This window comes from Sphingomonas oligoaromativorans (assembly GCF_011762195.1).
GTDB classification, from domain to species: Bacteria; Pseudomonadota; Alphaproteobacteria; order Sphingomonadales; family Sphingomonadaceae; genus Solisphingomonas; species Solisphingomonas oligoaromativorans.
Genome location: NZ_JAASQK010000002.1, coordinates 151,371 through 170,131, shown reverse-complemented (window position 1 = coordinate 170,131; position 18,761 = coordinate 151,371). Strand labels below are relative to the sequence as shown.

General features: G+C 68.6%; 22 protein-coding genes and 1 pseudogene. 12 read left to right on the top strand and 11 right to left on the bottom strand.

Annotation, left to right across the window (positions count from 1 at the left end; translation table 11 throughout):
* Nucleotides 1-80: 80 nt before the first annotated feature.
* Complete coding sequence (locus tag FHS98_RS04785; protein WP_167100818.1) at nucleotides 81-1,076, top strand: PfkB family carbohydrate kinase; 996 nt, start codon at nucleotides 81-83, stop codon at nucleotides 1,074-1,076.
* Between the two features lie 73 nt (nucleotides 1,077-1,149).
* Here the strand turns inward: FHS98_RS04785 and FHS98_RS04780 are convergent, their stop codons facing one another.
* The 8 genes and pseudogenes from FHS98_RS04780 to hisB form a co-directional block, all read right to left on the bottom strand.
* Nucleotides 1,150-2,733, bottom strand: a complete 1,584-nt coding sequence (locus FHS98_RS04780; RefSeq protein WP_167100813.1) for an amino acid permease — start codon at nucleotides 2,731-2,733, stop codon at nucleotides 1,150-1,152.
* Between the two features lie 141 nt (nucleotides 2,734-2,874).
* The gene (locus FHS98_RS04775; RefSeq protein WP_167100806.1) at nucleotides 2,875-3,255 is read right to left on the bottom strand and encodes a histidine triad nucleotide-binding protein; all 381 of its coding nucleotides are present in this window, start codon (nucleotides 3,253-3,255) and stop codon (nucleotides 2,875-2,877) included.
* Between the two features lie 110 nt (nucleotides 3,256-3,365).
* Nucleotides 3,366-3,674 (bottom strand): annotated as a pseudogene (locus FHS98_RS04770) (phosphoribosyl-ATP diphosphatase); the annotation flags it as partial.
* A 49-nt stretch (nucleotides 3,675-3,723) separates the two neighbouring features.
* Nucleotides 3,724-3,966: a PEP-CTERM sorting domain-containing protein gene (locus FHS98_RS04765; RefSeq protein WP_167100800.1), complete on the bottom strand. Its 243-nt coding sequence runs from the start codon at nucleotides 3,964-3,966 to the stop codon at nucleotides 3,724-3,726.
* 114 nt (nucleotides 3,967-4,080) lie between these two features.
* The gene (hisF, locus tag FHS98_RS04760; protein WP_167100797.1) at nucleotides 4,081-4,842 is read right to left on the bottom strand and encodes an imidazole glycerol phosphate synthase subunit HisF; all 762 of its coding nucleotides are present in this window, start codon (nucleotides 4,840-4,842) and stop codon (nucleotides 4,081-4,083) included.
* A complete protein-coding gene (hisA, locus tag FHS98_RS04755; RefSeq protein WP_167100794.1) occupies nucleotides 4,839-5,588 on the bottom strand; it encodes a 1-(5-phosphoribosyl)-5-[(5-phosphoribosylamino)methylideneamino]imidazole-4-carboxamide isomerase in 750 nt (249 codons plus the stop codon). Before hisA ends, hisF begins: the two co-directional genes overlap by 4 nt.
* Nucleotides 5,588-6,196, bottom strand: coding sequence for an imidazole glycerol phosphate synthase subunit HisH (gene hisH, locus FHS98_RS04750; protein WP_167100791.1), 609 nt, complete (start codon nucleotides 6,194-6,196; stop codon nucleotides 5,588-5,590). Before hisH ends, hisA begins: the two co-directional genes overlap by 1 nt.
* 4 nt (nucleotides 6,197-6,200) lie before the next feature.
* The gene (hisB, locus tag FHS98_RS04745; protein ID WP_167100788.1) at nucleotides 6,201-6,797 is read right to left on the bottom strand and encodes an imidazoleglycerol-phosphate dehydratase HisB; all 597 of its coding nucleotides are present in this window, start codon (nucleotides 6,795-6,797) and stop codon (nucleotides 6,201-6,203) included.
* A 132-nt stretch (nucleotides 6,798-6,929) separates the two neighbouring features.
* Between hisB and FHS98_RS04740 the strand changes: the two genes are divergently transcribed.
* A complete protein-coding gene (locus tag FHS98_RS04740; RefSeq protein WP_167100785.1) occupies nucleotides 6,930-7,409 on the top strand; it encodes an SspB family protein in 480 nt (159 codons plus the stop codon).
* Between the two features lie 184 nt (nucleotides 7,410-7,593).
* Entirely contained in the window at nucleotides 7,594-8,985 is a 1,392-nt protein-coding gene (gene fumC / locus FHS98_RS04735; RefSeq protein ID WP_167100782.1) for a class II fumarate hydratase, read from the top strand.
* A 132-nt stretch (nucleotides 8,986-9,117) separates the two neighbouring features.
* Here the strand turns inward: fumC and purB are convergent, their stop codons facing one another.
* Nucleotides 9,118-10,437: an adenylosuccinate lyase gene (gene purB / locus FHS98_RS04730; RefSeq protein WP_167100779.1), complete on the bottom strand. Its 1,320-nt coding sequence runs from the start codon at nucleotides 10,435-10,437 to the stop codon at nucleotides 9,118-9,120.
* A gap of 182 nt (nucleotides 10,438-10,619) precedes the next feature.
* Between purB and FHS98_RS04725 the strand changes: the two genes are divergently transcribed.
* Nucleotides 10,620-11,045, top strand: coding sequence for an EF-hand domain-containing protein (locus tag FHS98_RS04725; RefSeq protein WP_167100776.1), 426 nt, complete (start codon nucleotides 10,620-10,622; stop codon nucleotides 11,043-11,045).
* A 4-nt stretch (nucleotides 11,046-11,049) separates the two neighbouring features.
* Here FHS98_RS04725 and radC read toward each other — a convergent pair whose 3' ends face one another.
* Nucleotides 11,050-11,733: a RadC family protein gene (gene radC / locus FHS98_RS04720; protein ID WP_167100773.1), complete on the bottom strand. Its 684-nt coding sequence runs from the start codon at nucleotides 11,731-11,733 to the stop codon at nucleotides 11,050-11,052.
* A 75-nt stretch (nucleotides 11,734-11,808) separates the two neighbouring features.
* Here radC and FHS98_RS04715 point away from each other — a divergent pair, with 75 nt between their 5' ends.
* The 8 genes from FHS98_RS04715 to FHS98_RS04680 all read left to right on the top strand — a co-directional run bounded on the left by FHS98_RS04715 (nucleotide 11,809) and on the right by FHS98_RS04680 (nucleotide 18,080).
* Nucleotides 11,809-14,937, top strand: a complete 3,129-nt coding sequence (locus FHS98_RS04715; RefSeq protein ID WP_167100770.1) for an intermembrane phospholipid transport YdbH family protein — start codon at nucleotides 11,809-11,811, stop codon at nucleotides 14,935-14,937.
* 47 nt (nucleotides 14,938-14,984) lie between these two features.
* Nucleotides 14,985-15,170: a YnbE family lipoprotein gene (locus tag FHS98_RS04710; protein WP_243847863.1), complete on the top strand. Its 186-nt coding sequence runs from the start codon at nucleotides 14,985-14,987 to the stop codon at nucleotides 15,168-15,170.
* On the top strand, nucleotides 15,167-15,556 hold the full coding sequence (locus FHS98_RS04705; RefSeq protein WP_167100767.1) for a YdbL family probable chaperone protein: 390 nt from the start codon (nucleotides 15,167-15,169) through the stop codon (nucleotides 15,554-15,556). The genes FHS98_RS04710 and FHS98_RS04705 overlap by 4 nt, the downstream gene beginning before the upstream one ends.
* A gap of 133 nt (nucleotides 15,557-15,689) precedes the next feature.
* The gene (locus tag FHS98_RS04700) at nucleotides 15,690-16,004 is read left to right on the top strand and encodes an AtpZ/AtpI family protein (RefSeq protein WP_208402019.1); all 315 of its coding nucleotides are present in this window, start codon (nucleotides 15,690-15,692) and stop codon (nucleotides 16,002-16,004) included.
* 6 nt (nucleotides 16,005-16,010) lie between these two features.
* Complete coding sequence (locus FHS98_RS04695) at nucleotides 16,011-16,766, top strand: F0F1 ATP synthase subunit A (protein WP_167100764.1); 756 nt, start codon at nucleotides 16,011-16,013, stop codon at nucleotides 16,764-16,766.
* Between the two features lie 28 nt (nucleotides 16,767-16,794).
* Nucleotides 16,795-17,022: an ATP synthase subunit c family protein gene (locus tag FHS98_RS04690; protein WP_167100761.1), complete on the top strand. Its 228-nt coding sequence runs from the start codon at nucleotides 16,795-16,797 to the stop codon at nucleotides 17,020-17,022.
* A 21-nt stretch (nucleotides 17,023-17,043) separates the two neighbouring features.
* Complete coding sequence (locus FHS98_RS04685) at nucleotides 17,044-17,529, top strand: F0F1 ATP synthase subunit B family protein (protein ID WP_167100758.1); 486 nt, start codon at nucleotides 17,044-17,046, stop codon at nucleotides 17,527-17,529.
* Between the two features lie 14 nt (nucleotides 17,530-17,543).
* Nucleotides 17,544-18,080, top strand: coding sequence for a F0F1 ATP synthase subunit B family protein (locus FHS98_RS04680; RefSeq protein ID WP_167100755.1), 537 nt, complete (start codon nucleotides 17,544-17,546; stop codon nucleotides 18,078-18,080).
* Between the two features lie 79 nt (nucleotides 18,081-18,159).
* On the opposite strand, the gene FHS98_RS04675 is transcribed toward FHS98_RS04680, so the two are convergent.
* On the bottom strand, nucleotides 18,160-18,708 hold the full coding sequence (locus FHS98_RS04675; protein WP_167100752.1) for a DUF4337 family protein: 549 nt from the start codon (nucleotides 18,706-18,708) through the stop codon (nucleotides 18,160-18,162).
* Between the last annotated feature and the right edge of the window lie 53 nt (nucleotides 18,709-18,761).

The following is an 18,761-nucleotide window of genomic DNA, read 5'->3' as shown; positions in this document are numbered from 1 at the left end:
TGTCCGGGCTCCGCGAGTCGCAAAGATTGCGCGCCGGCCCGTCGCCCGCTAACCGCGCGCCAATTCTCCAGGAGATTTTCGTGACCGACACCACGCTCGACATCATCGCGATCGGCAACGCCCTTGTGGACGTGCTCTCGCCCACCACCGATGCCTTCCTCGCCGGAGAGGGCCTGACCGCCGGCGCGATGCAGCTCATCGACGCCGCGCAGGCGACCGCGCTCTACGGTCGCATGGGGCCGGGCCGTGAGATTTCGGGCGGTTCGGCCGGCAACACCGTCGCGGGCGCCGCGATGATGGGCGCGCGCTGCGCCTTCATCGGTCAGGTCGCGAAGGACCAGCTCGGCGAAGTCTTCATCCACGATCTGGAATCGCAGGGCATCGCATTCCCTGTCGCTCCGCGCGAGGCCGACATCCCGACCGGACGCGTGTTGATCCTCGTCTCGCCGGGCGGCGAGCGCACCATGAACACCTATCTCGGCGCCGCGCAGTTCCTGCCGCCGGAATCCGTGGATGAGGCGCAGGTCGCGTCGGCCAAGGTGCTGCTGCTCGAAGGCTATCTGTGGGATCCGGCCGAGCCGCGCGCGGCGATGAAGGCAGCGATCAGGATGGCGCGCAAGGCGGGCCGCGAGGTGGCGCTGGGCGTCTCGGCGGTGTTCTGCATCATGAACCACCTCGAGGATTTCCGCGCGCTGGTGAATGACGGCGACATCGACATCCTGTTCGCCAACGAGGAAGAGCTGCTGGCGCTCTCCGGTGAGGGCGACTTCGAAGCGGCGGTGGCCGCGCTGGCGCCGAAGCTGCCGCTGCTGGTGGCGACGCGCGGCGCCGAGGGCGCGACGGCCGTCAGGAATGGCGAGCGCTTCCATGTCGCGGCCGAGCCGGTCGAGCGCGTGGTGGATACCACGGGTGCGGGCGATCTCTTCTCGGCGGGCTATCTGGTCGGCCATGTGCAGGGCCGTCCGGTGGCCGAGTGCCTCACCATGGGCGCGATCGCCGCGGCCGAGGTGATCTCGCACTTCGGCGCCCGCCCGGAGCAGGATTTGAAGGCGCTGATCGCCGCCCGTCTCGGCTGATCGGGTTCATCCCAACAAAAAGGGGCGGGAGGCTCGGTGCCTCCCGCCCCTTTCTTGTGTCCGGCCGGAAGGCTCAGGCCTTCACGGCGGTCATGTCCGCTTCGCCATCGGCCTCGACGGTGCCGCGCCCGACATGCGAGCGCGCGCGGCTGTAGAAGAAATAGACCAGCAGCCCGAGCGCCCCCCACACCGGAAGCACGAGGATCGCCGTCAGCGGCAGCGACACATAGAGCGCGACGCAGCCGATGATCGCCAACGGCGCCACGATCCACACCAGCGGAGTGCGGAACGGGCGATGGCGGCCCGGATCGGTCCGGCGCAGCACCATCACGGATACCGCCACCATGAAGAAGGCGAACAGCGTGCCGGAGTTGGAATAGTCGGCCAGCTTGCCCACCGGCAGGAAGGCCGACGCGATGGTCGCGCCGATACCGGTCACGAAGGTGACGATGTGCGGGGTGCGGAACTTCGGATGCACGCTCGCGAGCTTCGCGGGCAGCAGGCCGTCACGCGCCATGGTGAAGAAGATGCGGGTCTGGCCGTACATCATCATCAGCACGACCGACGGCAGCGCCAGCACCGCGGCGAGGCCCACGAACCAGCCGAAGATCGGATGGCCGATCACCTGCAACACATGGACGAGCGCTTCCTTCGAGCAGACCAGCGGCTCGACCGAACCGCCGCTCACGATCGCGGCGCAGCGGCCGGCGATCTCGGCCGAGCCCGGCGGCAGCGCCGTGCCGTCCGCGCCGACGACCGGCTGCGCGCCGATCGCGCCGATCGCGCCCGAGGCGACCAGCAGGTAGAAGAGGGTGCAGATCAGCAGCGAGCCGATCAGGCCGATCGGCACGTTGCGCTGCGGATTCTTGGTTTCCTCGGCGGCCGTCGAGACGGCGTCGAAGCCCACATAGGCGAAGAAGATCGAGGCGGCCGCGCCGAACACGCCGACCGAGCCCGTCGGCATGAAGGGCGTGAAATTCGCGGTGTTCATGCCCGGCAGCGTCAGCGCGACGAACAGCGTCAGCGCGCCGATCTTGATGCAGACGAGCAGCGCGTTCACGCGCGCGCTCTCGGTCGTGCCGATCACCAGCAGGCTCATCACCGCGAGCGAGATGACGATCGCCGGCACGTTGATCCAGCCGCCGGTCTGCGCGGCCGTCAGCAGATCGGCCGAGGGCGCGGCGCCGAACGCCATCTGCACATGCGCCATCAGCGCGTCCGCGTTGCTGATGATGGCGGGGAAATGATATCCCGATGCCGCCAGCAACCCGACCGCATGGTTCGACCAGCCGACCGCGACGGCGCTGGCGCCCACCGCATATTCGAGGATCAGCGCCCAGCCGACCATCCAGGCGAGCAGCTCGCCCACCACCGCATAGGTGTAGGTGTAGGCCGAGCCCGCCACCGGCACCATCGAGGCCAGCTCGGAATAGCAGAGCGCGGCCACGCAGCACACGAAGCCCGCGACGATGAAGCTGAACAACATGCCCGGTCCGGCCTTCTGCGCGGCTTCCGAGGTGAGTACGAAAATGCCGGTGCCGATCACGGCGCCGATACCCAGCAGGGTCAGTTGGAAGGCACCAAGCGATCGGTGCAGCGATTTCTTTTCCGCCGTCGCGAGGATCGCGTCCAACGGCTTCACACGGCCAAAGATCATGCAATCTGGTCCCTCAGTCGGCGCCTTGGGGCGGCCGAACATTATGGGCCGGGAGCCTAATCGCTATTCCGTCGTGCGCAAGCGGCGATGCGGGAGCCGGAAGGCCTTAGGCACGTTTTGAGGCGTTTTGGCGACAGTCCGTCAGGGCCGCGCCAGCATAGGGCCGAGCGGCCGCCCGCCGAACAGATGCACATGGAAATGCGGCACTTCCTGATGCCCGTGCGCGCCGACATTGGCGAGCAGGCGATAGCCCGGCGCCACCAACCCCTGCTCGCGCGCGACATGGCCGACCGCGCGGATGAAGCCGGCGATCTCGGCATCGGGCGCATGGGCGGAGAAATCGTCCCACGAGACATAGCGCCCCTTGGGGATCACCAGGATATGCGTCGGCGCCTGCGGGTTGATGTCGTGGAAGGCGAGGGCGAACTCGTCCTCATAGACCGTCTTGGCCGGAATCTCGCCGCGCAGGATGCGGGCGAAGATATTGGCGTCGTCATATGGCAGGGTGGCGTCGATGGGCATCAGCCCCTCCGAATCAGCGGGCGCGTGTCGGGCCTCGACCGGAAGGAGAGGCTGGGGCCGCCGTCGTCGGAACCGGCCGGCTTCGTGCCGAGCGGGCGTGGCTCCGCGGTGCGGGAGGCCTTCTCGTCGAGGCCGGAGACGCCTTCGCGCCGATCCAGCTCGGTGAGCACGTCGGCGAAGGGAACGCCGCCCGCTTCGAGCAGCACCAGCAGATGGAAGATCAGGTCCGCCGCCTCGCCGGTCAACGCCCTGGCGTCGCCGGACAGGGCGGCGATGACGCTTTCCACCGCCTCCTCGCCCACCTTCTGCGCGATCTTGGGCAAGCCCTTCGCGAACAGCGAGGCGACATAGGAGGAGCCGGGCTCCGCCTGACGGCGGGCGGCGATGGTGGTGACGAGCCTGTCGAGTGTATCGGCCATGCCCGCTCTCTTGGGGCGGGCAGGCCGATGGGTCAACCGCTGGGAAGCGTCAGCCCTTGCGCTGGGTGCGCGCGTGGAGCTTCCGGCCGATCACGACGCCCGTGACGCCCATCAGCAGGAGCACGGCGTCGGCCGGCTCGGGAACCGAGGTCGGGCCGCCCGGATCGTGCGAGCCGCCGCTGCTCGACGACGGCGGCGGGCCGTCATGGCCGCGTCCGGCGCTGGCGGGCGCCACGAACAGCGTCGCGGCGGCGATGGCGCTGATAGCGAACAGCGAATGCGCAACCTTCATGTCGATCTCCCTGTGTCGCGAGGTCAACGCAACATGTGCGACAGAGGGATTACTATGGATGCCAACGCCGTGGAGGAAAGGGCGATGTCGCGGCGACCGTCCTGAAGCGGGACGTCAGTGACGGACGGGCAGCCCCGCCCTGGCCAGCGCCGCATGGGCCTCGGCGACGCTGTGCTGGCCGAAATGGAAGATCGACGCGGCGAGCACGGCCGAGGCATGACCCTCCACCACGCCGTCGACCAGATGATCGAGATGGCCGACGCCGCCGCTCGCGATCACGGGCACGGGAACCGCATCCGAAATGGCGCGTGTGAGCGCGAGGTCATAGCCGTCGCGCGTGCCGTCGCGGTCCATCGAGGTGACGAGCAGCTCGCCCGCGCCGCGCGCCGCGAGATCCTGCGCATGGGCGACGGCGTCGATGCCGGTGGGCTTGCGGCCGCCATGGGTGAAAATCTCCCAGCGGCCGGGCGCGACCTGTCGTGCGTCGATCGCGCCGACCACGCACTGCGCGCCGAATCGCTCGGCCATGTCGCCGACCAGCGCGGGCCGCGCGACCGCGGCGGAGTTCACCGCCACCTTGTCCGCGCCAGCGAGAAGCAGCGCGCGCGCGTCCTCCACCGAACGCACGCCGCCGCCGACCGTGAGCGGCATGAAGCAGACCGAGGCGGTCCGCGCCACCACGTCGAGGATGGTTCCGCGCCCTTCGTGGGAGGCGGTGATGTCAAGGAAGCAAAGCTCGTCGGCACCGGCCGCGTCATACAGGCGCGCCTGCTCGACCGGATCGCCCGCATCGGCGAGATCGACGAAGTTGACGCCTTTCACCACGCGGCCATTGGCGACGTCGAGGCAGGGAATGACGCGGACGCGAACGGTCATCCGCGCGCGACCTTCAGCGCCTGCGCCAGATCGAGCCGCCCGTCGTAGAGCGCGCGGCCGGTGATGACGCCCTCGATGCCGCCTTCGACGATGCCGGAGCGGGCGATCATCAGCGCCTCGATATCCTCGATCCCCGCGACGCCGCCGGAGGCGATCACCGGGATGGAGGTGGCGTGCGCCAGCGCCTGCGTCGCCTCGACGTTGCAGCCCTTGAGCAGCCCGTCGCGACCCACATCGGTGAAGAGCAGGGCGGCCACGCCCGCATCCGCGAACTGCGCCGCCAGATCGACGACGCGGACTTCGGAGACATCCGCCCAGCCCTGCGTCGCCACGAAGCCGTCGCGCGCATCCACCGCCACGACGATGCGGCCGGGCAGGTCGCGCGCCGCCTCGCGGACGAAATCGGGATGGTCGAGCGCCGCCGTGCCGATCACGACGCGGTCGACGCCGAGGCCGAGCCAGCGATCCACCGCCGCGCGATCCCGGATGCCGCCGCCGAGCTGCACCTTGCCGGGGAAGGCCGCGACGATCGATTCGACCACCGCGGCGTTGACCGCATGGCCCGCGAAGGCGCCGTCCAGATCGACGACATGGAGATGCGTCGCGCCGGCTTCGGCGAAGGCGCGGGCCTGCGCGGCCGGATCGGAGCCGTAGACGGTGGCGCGGTCCATATCGCCCTCGGCGAGACGGACGACTTGCCCGCCCTTGAGGTCGATGGCGGGGAAAACGATCAGGGGTTCGGACATCAGGGCCGCCACTCCAGGAAGCGGGCGAGGAGGGCGAGGCCGTAGGCCTGACTCTTCTCGGGGTGGAACTGGACGCCCAGCATGTTGGCGCGGCCGACGGCGGCGGTGACGGTGCCGCCATGATCCGTCTCGGCCAGCCGCTCGGCCGGGTCGTCCACGTCGAAGGCGTAGCTGTGCAGGAAATAGGCCTCGCCGGGCACCAGCATCGGATGGCCGACCGTGGGCGTCACGTCGTTCCAGCCCATGTGCGGCACCTTGAGGCCGGGCCGGTCGGGCATCAGGCGCACCGTGCCACCGATCCAGCCGAGGCCGGGATAGATGCCCATCTCCTCGCCGGCATTGGCCATGAGCTGCATCCCCACGCAGATGCCGAGGAAGGGCGCGGCCTGCGTCACGACGCGCTCGTTCAGCGCGTCGACCATGCCGTCGAGGCCGGCGAGCGCGTTCATCGCCGCGCCGAACGCGCCGACGCCGGGAAGCACGATGCGATCCGCCCTGCGCACCGTGTCGGGATCGGCAGTCACCTCCACGTCGGACGCGCCTGCGGCGCGGAGGGCGTTCTCCACCGAGCGGAGATTGCCCGCGCCATAATCGATCAGGGCCAGCATCGGATCAGGCCCCGCCCAGCGTGCCCTTGGTCGACGGCACCTGATCGGCCTTGCGCGGATCGGTGTCGATCGCCGCGCGCAGCGCACGGGCCAGCGCCTTGAACGCGCTTTCGACGATGTGGTGATTGTTGCGGCCGTAGAGCGTCTCGACATGCAGCGTGATGCCCGCCGCCTGCGCGAAGCTCTGGAACCAGTGCTCGAACAGCTCGGTGTCGAAATCGCCGAGCTTGGCCTGCGTGAACTCGGTGCGCCACACCAGATAGGGGCGGCCCGATATGTCGATCGCGACGCGGGTCAGCGTCTCGTCCATCGGCGCATAGGCATGGCCGAAGCGCTGGATGCCCTTGCGGTCCCCCAGCGCCTTCGAGAAGGCCTCGCCGATCGCGAGCGCCGAATCCTCGGTGGTGTGGTGCTGATCGATATGCAGGTCGCCCTTCGCCTCGACCTTGAGGTCGATCAGCGAGTGGCGGGAGAGCTGCTCCAGCATATGATCGAGAAAACCGATGCCGGTGGCGACCGCATAATGGCCGCTGCCGTCGAGATTGATCTCCACGGCGATCTGGGTTTCGGTCGTTTCGCGGCGCACGGAGGCCTGGCGCATGGGCCTATCCTTCTGGTCGAACGGTCGGGCGCGGTCCTCATAGCGTGGCTGAGCGTCGACGCAACGGAAAGCAAGAGAGTGATCGCAACGGGGCGCTTGACCGTCGCTGCGCTCACGTTCAGGACTGCGCGCATGACTGAAGGTGCCGTCCCCGATAGCCTGATTCCCTACGACGAGATCGTGCAGGAGGCCCTGCGCGCGGTCGTCGGCCGGGTGTTGGGCGAGGTGGAGCAGGCCGGCGGTTTGCCGGGCGAGCATCATTTCTACATCACCTTCAAGACGCAGGCGCCGGGCGTGGATATCCCCGCGCACCTGACCCAGCGCTTCCCGGACGAGATGACGATCGTCATCCAGAACCGCTTCTGGGACTTGAAGGTGCGCCCCGACGCGTTCGAGGTGGGGCTGAGCTTCAACCAGGTGCCGGCGAAGCTGATCGTGCCTTATGCGGCGGTGACGGGCTTCGTCGATCCGGCGGTGAACTTCGCGCTCCAGTTCCAGGCGCAGGCCGACGAGATGGAACCGGAGACGGCGGAAGCGGAGAACGACGCGCCGACCGTGACGCGCGAAGACGGCTCGAACGTCGTCTCGGTTGATTTCACCAGGAAGAAGTAAGCGATCGGGCTCGTTCGCGGGCCTCTGTCTTGGCCTGATCGACCCGGACATGATCCGGGGACGATGGCCGGTGCGCCCGTGCTTCGGCTGTCTCTCGAAAGACAATGATTTCCATGCCTCGGCATAGCTTGAATTGTCGCGATTGCGCGCCAGTTTGGGGCACGTCCATCACGGAGTCCCCTGCATGACTGCCACGCGTACCGAATCCGACAGCTTCGGCCCGATCGAAGTTCCGGCCTCCGCCTATTGGGGCGCGCAGACCGAGCGTTCGATCCACAACTTCCCGTTCGGGGCGAGCGAGCGGATGCCGATCGGCATCGTCCACGCGCTGGCGATCGTGAAGCAGGCGGCGGCGCGCGTGAATCGCCACCATGGGCTGGATGCGAAGATCGCCGACGCGATCGAGGCCGCCGCCGCGTCGGTCGCGAAGGGGGAGTATGACGATCACTTCCCGCTGGTGATCTGGCAGACGGGCTCGGGCACGCAATCCAACATGAACGTCAACGAGGTGGTCGCCGGCATCGCCAACGAGGCGCTCACCGGCCAGCGCGGCGGCAAGTCGCCGGTTCACCCCAACGATCATGTGAACAAGGGCCAGTCCTCCAACGACAGCTTCCCGACGGCGTTGCACGTCGCCGCCGCGCGTGCCGTGACGGACCGGCTCTTCCCGGCGCTCGACCGGCTGCACGCCGCGCTCGATCGGAAGGCGAAGGCGTGGGACCATATCGTCAAGATCGGCCGCACCCACTTGCAGGACGCGACGCCGCTGACGCTGGGTGATGAGTTCTCAGGCTACGCGCACCAGCTCTATCGCGACCGCAAGCGGATCGAACCGGCGGTGATGCACGGCATGATGGCGCTGGCGCAGGGCGGCACGGCGGTTGGCACGGGCCTCAACGCGCCCAAGGGCTTCGGCGAAGCGATCGCGAAGGAGATCGCGGACATCACCGGGCTGCCCTTCCGCACCGCCGACAACAAGTTCGAGGCGCTGGCGTCGAACGACCCGATCGTCCACCTGTCGGGCACGCTCAACACGCTGGCGGTGTCGCTGTCGAAGATCGCGAACGACATTCGCCTGCTGGGCTCCGGCCCGCGCTGTGGGCTGGGTGAACTGAAGCTGCCGGAGAATGAGCCGGGCAGCTCGATCATGCCGGGCAAGGTGAACCCCACCCAGTGCGAGATGGTGACGATGGTGTCCGCTCAGGTGATGGGCAACCATGTCGCGATCACGATCGGCGGCTTGCAGGGCCATATGGAGCTGAACGTCTTCAAGCCGCTGATCGGATCGAACGTGCTCCGCTCGATCGAGATGCTCAGCGTTGCGATGGAGAGCTTCGCCGAGCGTTGCGTCGAGGGCATGGAGGCCGATGAGGTGCGGATCGCGCAGCTTCGCGACCGTTCGCTGATGCTGGTGACGGCGCTGGCGCCGGAGATCGGCTACGACAATGCCGCGAAGATCGCCAAGCACGCGCACCATGAGGGGCTGACGCTCAAGGAAGCGGGGCTGGCGCTGGGCCTCGTCGACGAGGCGACGTTCGATCGGGTCGTGAGGCCCGAGACGATGATCGGGCGGTAAAGGCCCCTCTCGTCATCCCGGACTTGATCCGGGATCCAGAGCCGCGAACGGCCTCGCTTGCGGCTCTGGATCATGACTTTCGTCGGGATGACGAAGAGGGAGCGGGGGAGGCCTTAACCTCCCCCGATGCCATCAGGCGTGACGCCCGAAGACGCGATCGAAGATCGTGTCGACATGCTTGAAGTGATAGCCGAGATCGAACTTGTCCTCGATCTCGCTCGGGGTGAGCGCGGCGGTCACTTCCGCATCCGCCTTGAGCAGTTCGAGCAGCGACAGCTCGCCGTCCGACTCCCACACCTTCATCGCGTTGCGCTGGACGAGGCGATAGGCGTCCTCGCGGCTCACGCCGGCCTGCGTCAGCGCCAGCAGCACGCGCTGCGAGTGAACGAGGCCGCCCATGCGATCCAGATTCTTCTGCATCCGCGCCGGATAGACGAGCAGCTTGTCCATCACGCCGGTGAGGCGCGCCAGCGCGAAGTCGAGCGTGATCGTCGCGTCCGGGCCGATGCCGCGCTCGACCGAGGAGTGCGAGATGTCGCGCTCGTGCCACAGCGCGACGTTCTCCATCGCCGGCGTCACCGCCGAGCGGACGAGGCGGGCGAGGCCGGTGAGGTTCTCGGTCAGCACCGGGTTGCGCTTGTGCGGCATCGCCGACGAGCCCTTCTGGCCCGGCGAGAAATATTCCTCCGCTTCCAGCACTTCGGTGCGCTGGAGGTGGCGGACCTCGATCGCCAGCCGCTCGATCGACGAGGCGACCACGCCCAGCACCGCGAAGAACATCGCATGGCGATCGCGCGGGATGACCTGCGTCGAGACGGGCTCCGGCGTCAGGCCGAGCTTCTCGGCGACATATTCCTCCACGCGCGGATCGATGTTGGCGAAGGTGCCGACCGCGCCCGAAATGGCGCAGGTGGCGATCTCCTCGCGCGCATCGACGAGGCGCTTGCGGCAACGCTGGAACTCGACATGCGCTTGCGCGAGCTTGAGGCCGAAGGTGACCGGCTCGGCATGGATGCCATGGCTGCGGCCGATGGTGGGCGTCAGCTTATGCTCGAACGCGCGACGCTCCAGCACGTCGAGCAGCTTGTCCACGTCGGCGATCAGGATGTCGGCGGCGCGCTTGAGCTGCACGGCGAGGCAGGTGTCCAGCACGTCCGACGAGGTCATGCCCTGATGCAGGAAGCGCGCTTCCGGGCCGGTGCGCTCCGAGACATGCGTCAGGAAGGCGATGACGTCGTGCTTGGTCTCGGCCTCGATGGAATCGATGCGCTCGACGTTGAAGGGGCCGGCCTTGGCATCGGCGTCCCATACGGCGCGGGCGGCCTCCCTGGGCACGACGCCCAGCTCGGCCATCGCGTCGAGGGCGTGGGCCTCGATCTCGAACCAGATGCGGAAACGGCTCTCGGGGGTCCAGATCGCGACCATCTCGGGGCGCGAGTAGCGGGGGATCATGGCAGGATCCTTAAGAATGACGGCGGGATGACGGCCGCGCGCCTAGCAGAGGGGAGGCGGGGCGGCAACCAAAGGGGCTGGCGAAGGGCGGGGCGGCGCGGCTGCCGAACGTCTCGGCGGCCCGTTCATGAGGCAGCAAGTTTTCCGTGGCAGCCCCTGTCGCCCGAAGGAGACTGTCGACGATGATGATCCTTGCGGCGCTGCTTGCCGCCGGTGCTGCGGCAACGCCGGTTGCCGTACCGGCTCCGGCGAAGGTGGCCAACAAGCCCGGCCGGACCGAGGTGCTGGCCGCCGTGAAGGCGGAATGGCCGCGCTACGACCCCACCGGCCGGGGCAAGCTGACCCCGCTCGAATTCAGCACCTGGGTGATGCGTTCCCATGGCGGCGTGGTGGCGCCCCGCGCCCATGCGGCGGGCATCGCCCCCGTCTCCGCCATGAACGCCACGGCCACGGCCTTCGCCCGCGCGGACGCGGACCATGACGGCGGCGTCACGCCCGAGGAGATGACGCGTTTCCTGATGGCGACTCCCGCGCCGATGGCCATCGACAAGGCGAAGGCCGACAAGGCCAGGGTGGTGAGGGCGGGCGCCCGCACGCCGGGCGAGTGACGCGCTAGATCAGCCCGAGCGCGCGCAGGCTCGCATGGCCCTTCGCGCCGATGATGACATGGTCGTGGACCGTCACCCCCAGCGTGCTCCCGGCATCGATGATCTGGCGGGTGAGCGCGATGTCCTGCCGGCTGGGCGAGGGATCGCCGCTCGGATGGTTGTGGACGAGGATGATCGAGGCGGAGCCAAGCTCGATCGCGCGGCGGATCACCTCGCGGACATGCACGGCCGCCTGATCGATCGAGCCTTCCGAGATCGTCTCGTCCCGGATCAGCATGTTGCGCGTGTTGAGATGGAGCACGCGCACCCGCTCCACGCCGATATGCGCCATGTCCGCCTGGAGATAGTCCAGCAGGGCCTGCCAGCCGGACAGCACCGGCTGCGCCTCCACCGGCGCCCGCAGCAGGCGGAGCGCGGAGGCGTGCGCGATGCGGATCGCCGCGGCCGCCGCCTCGCCCACGCCGGGGACGCGCATCAGGGCCTCGGGCTCGGCGGAGAGCAGCGGGCCGATGCCGCCGAACTCGCGGATCAGCGCCTTGGCGAGCGGCTTGGTGTCACGGCGCGGGATGGCGAGCGCGAGCAGATATTCGATGATCTCATGGTCGAGCAGCGCATCCGCCCCCTGTTCGATCAGGCGGTGGCGCAGGCGGGCGCGGTGTCCGGCGATGTCGGGCAGCATCTCGCTCATCGGGAGAATTGCTAGCAGGCGGAGCGGGCCACGCAATCGGTCGTTTCGGGCTGGGAAGCCGGAGATGCGCTCCCTATGCAGGAAGATGGGTTCAGCCTGGGAGTGTGCGTGGAGGAAGGCGAGGAAGGCCGCGGCCCGGCGAGCCGGCGAATCGTCCGCGGGGCGGCATTGGCCGGCGGCGTCACGCTGGCCGCGCTTCTGGCCGGCTGGATCGAGCGCCGGCCGATCGTCGAGCATTTCGTCGGCCGCACCCTGAGCGAGGCGCGCGTGCCCGCGAGCTATCGAATCGTTTCCATCGGCCCGTTCGAGCAGCGGCTGGAGGCGGTTCGCATCGGCGATCCGGTCAGGCCCGATCTGGTGGCGAAAAGCGTCGTCCTGACGCTCGGCTATGGCCTTGGCGGCCCCTATGTGAAGGCGGTGCAGGCGGATGGCGTGCGCCTGGCGGCGCGCATCGTCGATGGGCGGCTGTCGTTGGGGGCGATCGATCGGCTGCTTCCCAAACCCTCGGGCAACGCACCGGCGGCCCTGCCGGATATGGCGGTGTCCCTGCATGACGGCCGGGTCACGCTCGATACGCCGGCCGGCCGGGTGACGGGTACGCTTGAAGGGAGCGGGCTGCTGTCCGACGGGTTCAGCGGGAGCATCCGGCTTGGCGCGCCGGGGCTGAAGGCCGGCGGTTGCGCGATTCGCGGGGCGAGCGGGCGCCTCCTGCTGGAGACGCGCGCCGGCCAGCCCCATCTGAGCGGGCCGCTGGATATCGAGGGTGTGGATTGCCCGGAAAATGCTCTCCGCATCGGGGCCGGGCGAACGACGCTGGATGTCCGCCTCGCGCGGACACTTGATCGCGGGCGCGGCGGGATCGCGCTGGCGGGCTTCGGCGGTGGGATGGCCGCCGGGCGATTCGCCTCGGCTTCGGGGCTCGTCACTTTCTCGGGCGATGCGAGGGAGCTGGTGGGCACGGCGGGGCTGAACCTCGATGGACTGGGCAGCCCGGCGGGACATGCGGCCAAAGGCATGATCGGCGGCGCCTTCCGCCTCGCGCCGGGCGCGGGGGCCATCTCTTTCGCCGGAGACCTCGCCCTGCGCGATGCCGCCTTGGCGCCGGAGCGGCGGCGGGCGCTGCTGGCAGCGGCGGACATGCCGGCGGGAAGCCCTGTGACGCCCATCGCCCGCCGCGCGGCCGGAGCGGTGGACCGGATGCTGGCGAGCACCGACGTCGACGCCCGAATCGCGCTGACGCTGGGTGGCCGCACGGGCAATATGATCGAAGTGCAGCGCCTGACCGCCACCGGGCGGCGCGGCGGTTTCGTGCGGGTCGAGCGGGGCGGGGGCTTCGGCTGGCGGGCGGCGGACAAGGCATGGCGGCTCGACGGACGTGTCACGACCGGCGGAGGCGACCTGCCGGCGCTGGACATTCTGGTGTCGCAGCCGCGCGCCGGGGCGGCCCTGACGGGCGAGGCACGGCTCACGCCCTATCGCGCGGACAAGGCGCAACTGGCGATGACCCCGCTGCGCTTCGGCTGGACGGATGCGGGCCTTCGCATCTCCACGGTGATGACGCTGGACGGGCCGGTGGCGTCCGGCCGGATCGAGGGACTGACTCTGCCGATTACCGGGCGCGTCGACCGGCGGGGCGGTGTCGCCATCGACGAGGGCTGCGTGCCATTGGGCTTCCGGTCACTCACGATGAGCGGGGTACGGCTCGATCCGGCGCATGTCGTCTTGTGCGGCACCGGCGGAGCGCTCGTGAAGCGGCCGGCTGGCGGCGCGCTCCGGTTCGGCGCGGTGGCCACCCATGTCCGCCTCGGGGGACATTCCGGCGCGTCGCCGCTGTCCGTCACTGCCGGGCGGGTGGAGCTGGCGCGGACGGGGCTCGCGGTTCGCGGGCTCGCGGTGCGACTGGGCGCAGGAGAAGCGATGGCGCGGCTCGACGCCGAGGCGATCACCGGCGCCTTCGATCATGGCCGTTTCGAAGGCGCTTCCGCGGCAATCGCCCATGTCCCGCTCGATCTGACCGATCTGGCGGGCACCTGGCGCATTGCCGGCGGCGGGCTCGATCTCAAGGGCGGCCTCAGCCTGTCCGACGCGACGACGCCGGCCCGTTTTGCGCCGCTCAGCGCGCAGGACGCGCAGTTGCGGGTCGCCGACGGGCGCATCGAGGCGCGTGCGGCGCTGCGCGAACCCAGGCGCGGGACGGCGATCGCCAGCGTCTCGATCGTCCACGCCCTGTCGACGGGCACGGGCCATGCGCTGATCGACGTGCCGGGGATCAGCTTCACCCCCAAGCAGCTCCAGCCCGAGGCGCTGACGCCTCTCACTCTCGGCGTGATCGCCAACGTATCCGGCACGGTCGCGGGGCAGGGGCGGATCGACTGGAACGGCAAGGGCGTCACCAGCGGCGGCCGCTTCCACACCGAGGGGCTGGATCTCGCCGCCGCCTTCGGCCCGGTCAGCAAGATCGCCGGCACGATCGAGTTCTCCGATCTGCTCGGCCTCGCGACGCCGCCGGGGCAGGATGTCCGCATCGCGGAGGTGAACCCCGGCGTCGCGGTGTCGAACGGCATCGTCCATTATCAGCTTCTCGGCGGGCAGCGCGTGGCGGTTGAGGATGCGCGCTGGCCGTTCGCGGGCGGCGAACTGGTGCTCGACCCGACCGTGCTCGACTTCGACCAGCGCGCCGAGCGGCATCTGACCTTCCGCGTGAAGGGGCTGGATGCCGCCGCCTTCGTCCAGCAGCTCGCCTTCCCCAACATCTCGGCGACGGGCACGTTCGACGGCGTGCTGCCGATGCTGTTCGATCAGTCTGGCGGGCGGATCGTCGGCGGCGAACTCGTCGCACGGAAGGGCGGCGGCAGCCTTGCCTATGTCGGCGAGCTGACCAACGCGGAACTGGGCATGGCTGGCAAGCTCGCTTTCGATGCGCTCAAGAAGATTCGCTATCAGGCGCTCTCGATCGGGCTGGACGGCAAGCTCGACGGCGAGATCGTCAGCCGCGTCAATTTCGACGGCGTGCGCCAGGATACCGGCGACACGACCATGGCGGCGCGGCTGATCCGCAACCTGCCCTTCCGCTTCAACATCCAGATCCGCGCGCCTTTCCGGGGCCTGATGGGCTCGGCGCGCGCCTTCGTGGACCCCAGCATCCTGCTCAACAATGGCGCCCCCGTCGCCATTCAGCCCGCCGAAAGCGAGACCATGCGATGAACGACCCGATATTGACGACGAGCGGGGAGGGTGCGAGCCCTTCGAGGATGATCGGACGTTTTCCAGTTCTGGCCGCAGGTGCGATGCTGCTGACAGGCTGCATTTCGGTGAAGGCGCCCGACAAGCCGATCGAGATCAATCTGAACATCAGCGTGAAGCAGGAGGTCGTGGTCAGCCTGAAGAAGGACGCCGAGGACTTCATCACCAACAACCCGGAGCTGTTCCCGAAATGATGCGGACATCGAAGATCGCTATCGCCTTCATGGGCCTCGCGCTGGCGCTGGGCGGCTCGACCGTGGCGCTCGCGCAGATGGACGCCGAGGTGGAGGCGGCCATGGCCTCCGGCGCGGTGGGCGAGCAGGCGGACGGCTATCTCGGCTTCGCCAAGGCCCCGTCGGCCGGCGTGAAGGCCAAGGTGGACGCGATCAACATCAAGCGGCGCGAAGGCTATACGCAGGTCGCGCAGAGCAAGAATGTGCCGATCGAGGCGTTCGCCGCCTCCATCGGCTGCAAGACGCTCGCCGGGCTGAAGCCGGGCCGCTCCTACAGCGTCGCGAAGGGCGTGTGGGCGACCAAGGGCGCGGCGCCGGTGCAGCTTCCCAGTCAGTGCGGGGGATGATCCGCTCCGGTTGACTCCCGCCCCCCCCCTCCCTAAGGGGAGCCGACCGCCCGGCATGGCTGCCGGATAAGACGCGCCATGCCCAATCGGCAGCGGCGCGTTTTCAATAGGTTTCGGTTTCGTGGGGGTGAGTTTGACGGACGGTCGTGGTAACGACGGAGACGAGCTGGATCGCCGCATCGCAGCGGCGAAGCAGGCGCGTCCGACGCGCCACGTCGCTTCGCATTCCGAAGCGGCCGGTGAGAGCAAGGGTTGGGCCGTCGGCATCGAGTTCGTCGGCACGGTGCTGGTCTCGACCTTCATCGGCTGGCTGATCGATTCCTGGGCCGGCTCCGAACCCTGGGCGATGATCGTCTTTCTGCTGCTCGGTTTCGCGGCCGGATTGCGGCGCGCGATGGTGACGTCGCAGCAGATCGACAAGACCGACAACAACAAGCACGGGCACTGAGGCGGCATGGCCAGCGATAACCCCATGGAGCAGTTCGCGATCCGAACGCTCCACCCCATCGTGGTGCAGGGATATGACGTATCCTTCACCAATTCCTCGCTGTGGATGGTGATCGCGCTGGCGATCGTCGCGATCTTCCTGTTCGTCGGTACGCTGCGGCCCCAGTTGGTGCCGGGGCGGTGGCAGGCGGCGGTGGAGACCTGCTATGATTTCGCCCGAGGCATCGTGGATGAGAATGTCGGCCCCGGCGGCCGGCGCTATGTTCCGCTGATCTTCTCGATCTTCATCTTCGTGCTGGCGCTGAACCTGCTCGGCCTGATCCCCTGGGTCAGCGCCTTCACGCCCACCAGCCATGTCGCCGTCACGCTGGCGCTGGCGCTGATCGTGTTCCTGATCGTCTGCCTGGTCGGGTTCATCCGCCACGGCCTGCATTTCCTCACGCTGTTCTGGCCGAAGGGCATGAGCCCGGTGCTGGCCATCGTCATCATGCCGATCGAGGTCATCAGCTTCCTGGCGCGGCCGTTCACGCTCGCCATCCGTCTGTTCGCCAACATGACGGCCGGCCACGTCCTGCTGAAGGTGTTCGGCACCTTCGTGGTCGCGCTCGGTTCGTTCGGTGCCTTGCCTTATGTGTTCGGCGTGGTGCCGCTTGCGGTCAATGTCGCGCTTGCGGCGCTGGAACTGCTGATCGCGGTGATTCAGGCCTATGTCTTCGCCCTGCTCGCGTCCATTTATCTGAACGACGCGATCAACCTCCACTAAGTCTGCACAATACCTGAAAGGGAATATCATGGATCCAGCATCTGCTCGCCTCATCGGTGCCGGTCTCGCCGCGATCGGCGCCGGCCTTGCCGCCATCGGCGTCGGCTACATCTTCGGTAGCCACCTGCTCGGCGCGTTCCGCAATCCCGAGGCGGAGGGCCGCGTTTCGGGCCGCCTGTTCCTCGGCTTCGCGGTGGCCGAAGCGCTCGGCCTGATCGCCGCGGTCGTTTCGCTTTACCTCGCCTTCGCGCACTAAGGCACGCCGGAGGGCCCGACGATGCCTCAGTTTGAAGCTGCCAACTTCCTGCCCCAGTTCGTCTGGCTGGTGGCGGTGTTCGCGGTGCTCTATTTTGGCATCGTCGGCGCCACCCTGCCGCGGCTGAGCCGTGCCATGCTGGCGCGCGAGCGCAAGGTGAACGGCGACATCCATGCCGCCGAACATGCCAAGGCCGAATCCGACGGTATCCATCGCGCCTATGAGGCGGAGATGGAGCAGGCGCATATCCAGGCGCATGTCACCGTCGCGGACGCCAAGGTCGACGTGATCCGCGAGACGGAAGGGCGCCTCGCCGCCGCCGGCTCGGCGCTCGAGGCCAAGATGGCGGAAGCCACCGCCGGGCTCGAACGGGCGCGCGCGGCCGCGCTCGGCGAGGTCGAGCGGATCGCGGTCGACGCCACCAGCCAGATCGTCGAGCGGCTGAGCGGTGGCCGGCCGGATGACGAGACGGTGCGTTCCGCCGTGCGCGGCGCTCTGGCCGCCTGATAGGGGTTTTACGCATGGCCGATCCCGCAACCATCGCCCACACCGTCGCCCCGGAAGCGATCGAGCCGGTTCTGCTCGGCCTGACGGCCGAAGGCTGGGTCTATGTCGGCATCACCATCTTCCTGGTGCTGGCGCTCACCGTCTTCAAGTTCCCGAAGCTGATCGCCGCCGCGCTCGACAAGCGGATCGCGGACACGCGCCGCACGCTGGATGAGGCCGCCGCGCTGCGCGCCGAGGCGGAGGCGATGCTCGCCGACGCCCGGCAACGCCAGGCTGCGGCGCACAAGGATGCCGAGGGCATCATCGCCCACGCCAAGGTCGAGGCCGGGCAGCTCGTCGCCAAGGCCAAGGCCGATGCGGACCTGCTGATCGAGCGTCGCGGCAAGATGGCCGAGGACAAGATCGCCGCCGCCGAGCGTTCGGCCATCGCCGAGGTCCGCGCCAAGGCGGCTACGGCCGCGGCCGCGGCTGCGGCGAAGCTGATCGCCGAAAGGCATGATGCCAGTGCGGACAAGGCGCTGATCGACCGGACGATCGCCAGCCTGAACTGATCCTCCCCATCGTCGATGGGTGTTGAAAGAGGCCGCTGACGCAAGTCGGCGGCCTTTCTCGTTTCAGGCGCATCTCATCTCAGCTCAGGAAGGCGACCAGCGCGTCCGGGTGGATGGGAAGCTGGGCGAAGCCCGCGATCAGGAAGAGCAGGCCGAGCGCCGCCGCCACCCAGGCCACGCCGAGCAGCGAGACGCTCTCCACCAGCGCGGCGATCGCCGCCACGGCCAGCGCGATCGAGAGGAAGCCGTCCGACAGATCGAACTGGTCGTCCCGGCGCCCCTGCACGTCATAGTCGTCGGAGGCGGCCTGTGCCTTCGCCTTGATGCCCTTCGCCTCGGCGGTGTAGCGGGCGCTCTCGCGATCGGCCTGCGTCGCGTCGGCGTCGGCGCTTGGCATCCGGCGAAGCAGCGTCGCGGCGATCTGCTGGTCATGGGCCTTGATCCGGGTCGATTGATATTCGCTCCAGAGATCGATCTTGGCGGCCTGATCGGCCTGCATCGCCTGGACGATATTGTCGTCCTTGATCTTGCCCACCGCCATCACGACGCTGAGCGCGACGACCGTGGTCGCCACCATGCGGTTCAATGTGCGGTTGCCGCCTTCGGGCACATCCATTCCCTCGCTCATGCGCGTTTCCTAGCGCTGGCGCCGGGAAAGGAGGCGTGAATTCCCGGTCATCT

Coding starts and splice junctions, on each gene's coding strand:
- FHS98_RS04705 (WP_167100767.1), top strand. CDS start 15,167: ATGATGCGGACATCGAAGATCGCTATCGCCTTCATGGGCCTCGCGCTG.
- radC (WP_167100773.1), bottom strand. CDS start 11,733: ATGAGCGAGATGCTGCCCGACATCGCCGGACACCGCGCCCGCCTGCGC.
- FHS98_RS04710 (WP_243847863.1), top strand. CDS start 14,985: ATGATCGGACGTTTTCCAGTTCTGGCCGCAGGTGCGATGCTGCTGACA.
- FHS98_RS04675 (WP_167100752.1), bottom strand. CDS start 18,708: ATGAGCGAGGGAATGGATGTGCCCGAAGGCGGCAACCGCACATTGAAC.
- purB (WP_167100779.1), bottom strand. CDS start 10,437: ATGATCCCCCGCTACTCGCGCCCCGAGATGGTCGCGATCTGGACCCCC.
- FHS98_RS04725 (WP_167100776.1), top strand. CDS start 10,620: ATGATGATCCTTGCGGCGCTGCTTGCCGCCGGTGCTGCGGCAACGCCG.
- FHS98_RS04680 (WP_167100755.1), top strand. CDS start 17,544: ATGGCCGATCCCGCAACCATCGCCCACACCGTCGCCCCGGAAGCGATC.
- FHS98_RS04690 (WP_167100761.1), top strand. CDS start 16,795: ATGGATCCAGCATCTGCTCGCCTCATCGGTGCCGGTCTCGCCGCGATC.
- hisH (WP_167100791.1), bottom strand. CDS start 6,196: ATGCTGGCCCTGATCGATTATGGCGCGGGCAATCTCCGCTCGGTGGAG.
- fumC (WP_167100782.1), top strand. CDS start 7,594: ATGACTGCCACGCGTACCGAATCCGACAGCTTCGGCCCGATCGAAGTT.
- FHS98_RS04740 (WP_167100785.1), top strand. CDS start 6,930: ATGACTGAAGGTGCCGTCCCCGATAGCCTGATTCCCTACGACGAGATC.
- hisF (WP_167100797.1), bottom strand. CDS start 4,842: ATGACCGTTCGCGTCCGCGTCATTCCCTGCCTCGACGTCGCCAATGGC.
- FHS98_RS04780 (WP_167100813.1), bottom strand. CDS start 2,733: ATGATCTTTGGCCGTGTGAAGCCGTTGGACGCGATCCTCGCGACGGCG.
- FHS98_RS04765 (WP_167100800.1), bottom strand. CDS start 3,966: ATGAAGGTTGCGCATTCGCTGTTCGCTATCAGCGCCATCGCCGCCGCG.
- FHS98_RS04685 (WP_167100758.1), top strand. CDS start 17,044: ATGCCTCAGTTTGAAGCTGCCAACTTCCTGCCCCAGTTCGTCTGGCTG.
- FHS98_RS04695 (WP_167100764.1), top strand. CDS start 16,011: ATGGCCAGCGATAACCCCATGGAGCAGTTCGCGATCCGAACGCTCCAC.
- FHS98_RS04775 (WP_167100806.1), bottom strand. CDS start 3,255: ATGCCCATCGACGCCACCCTGCCATATGACGACGCCAATATCTTCGCC.
- hisB (WP_167100788.1), bottom strand. CDS start 6,797: ATGCGCCAGGCCTCCGTGCGCCGCGAAACGACCGAAACCCAGATCGCC.
- hisA (WP_167100794.1), bottom strand. CDS start 5,588: ATGTCCGAACCCCTGATCGTTTTCCCCGCCATCGACCTCAAGGGCGGG.
- FHS98_RS04715 (WP_167100770.1), top strand. CDS start 11,809: ATGCAGGAAGATGGGTTCAGCCTGGGAGTGTGCGTGGAGGAAGGCGAG.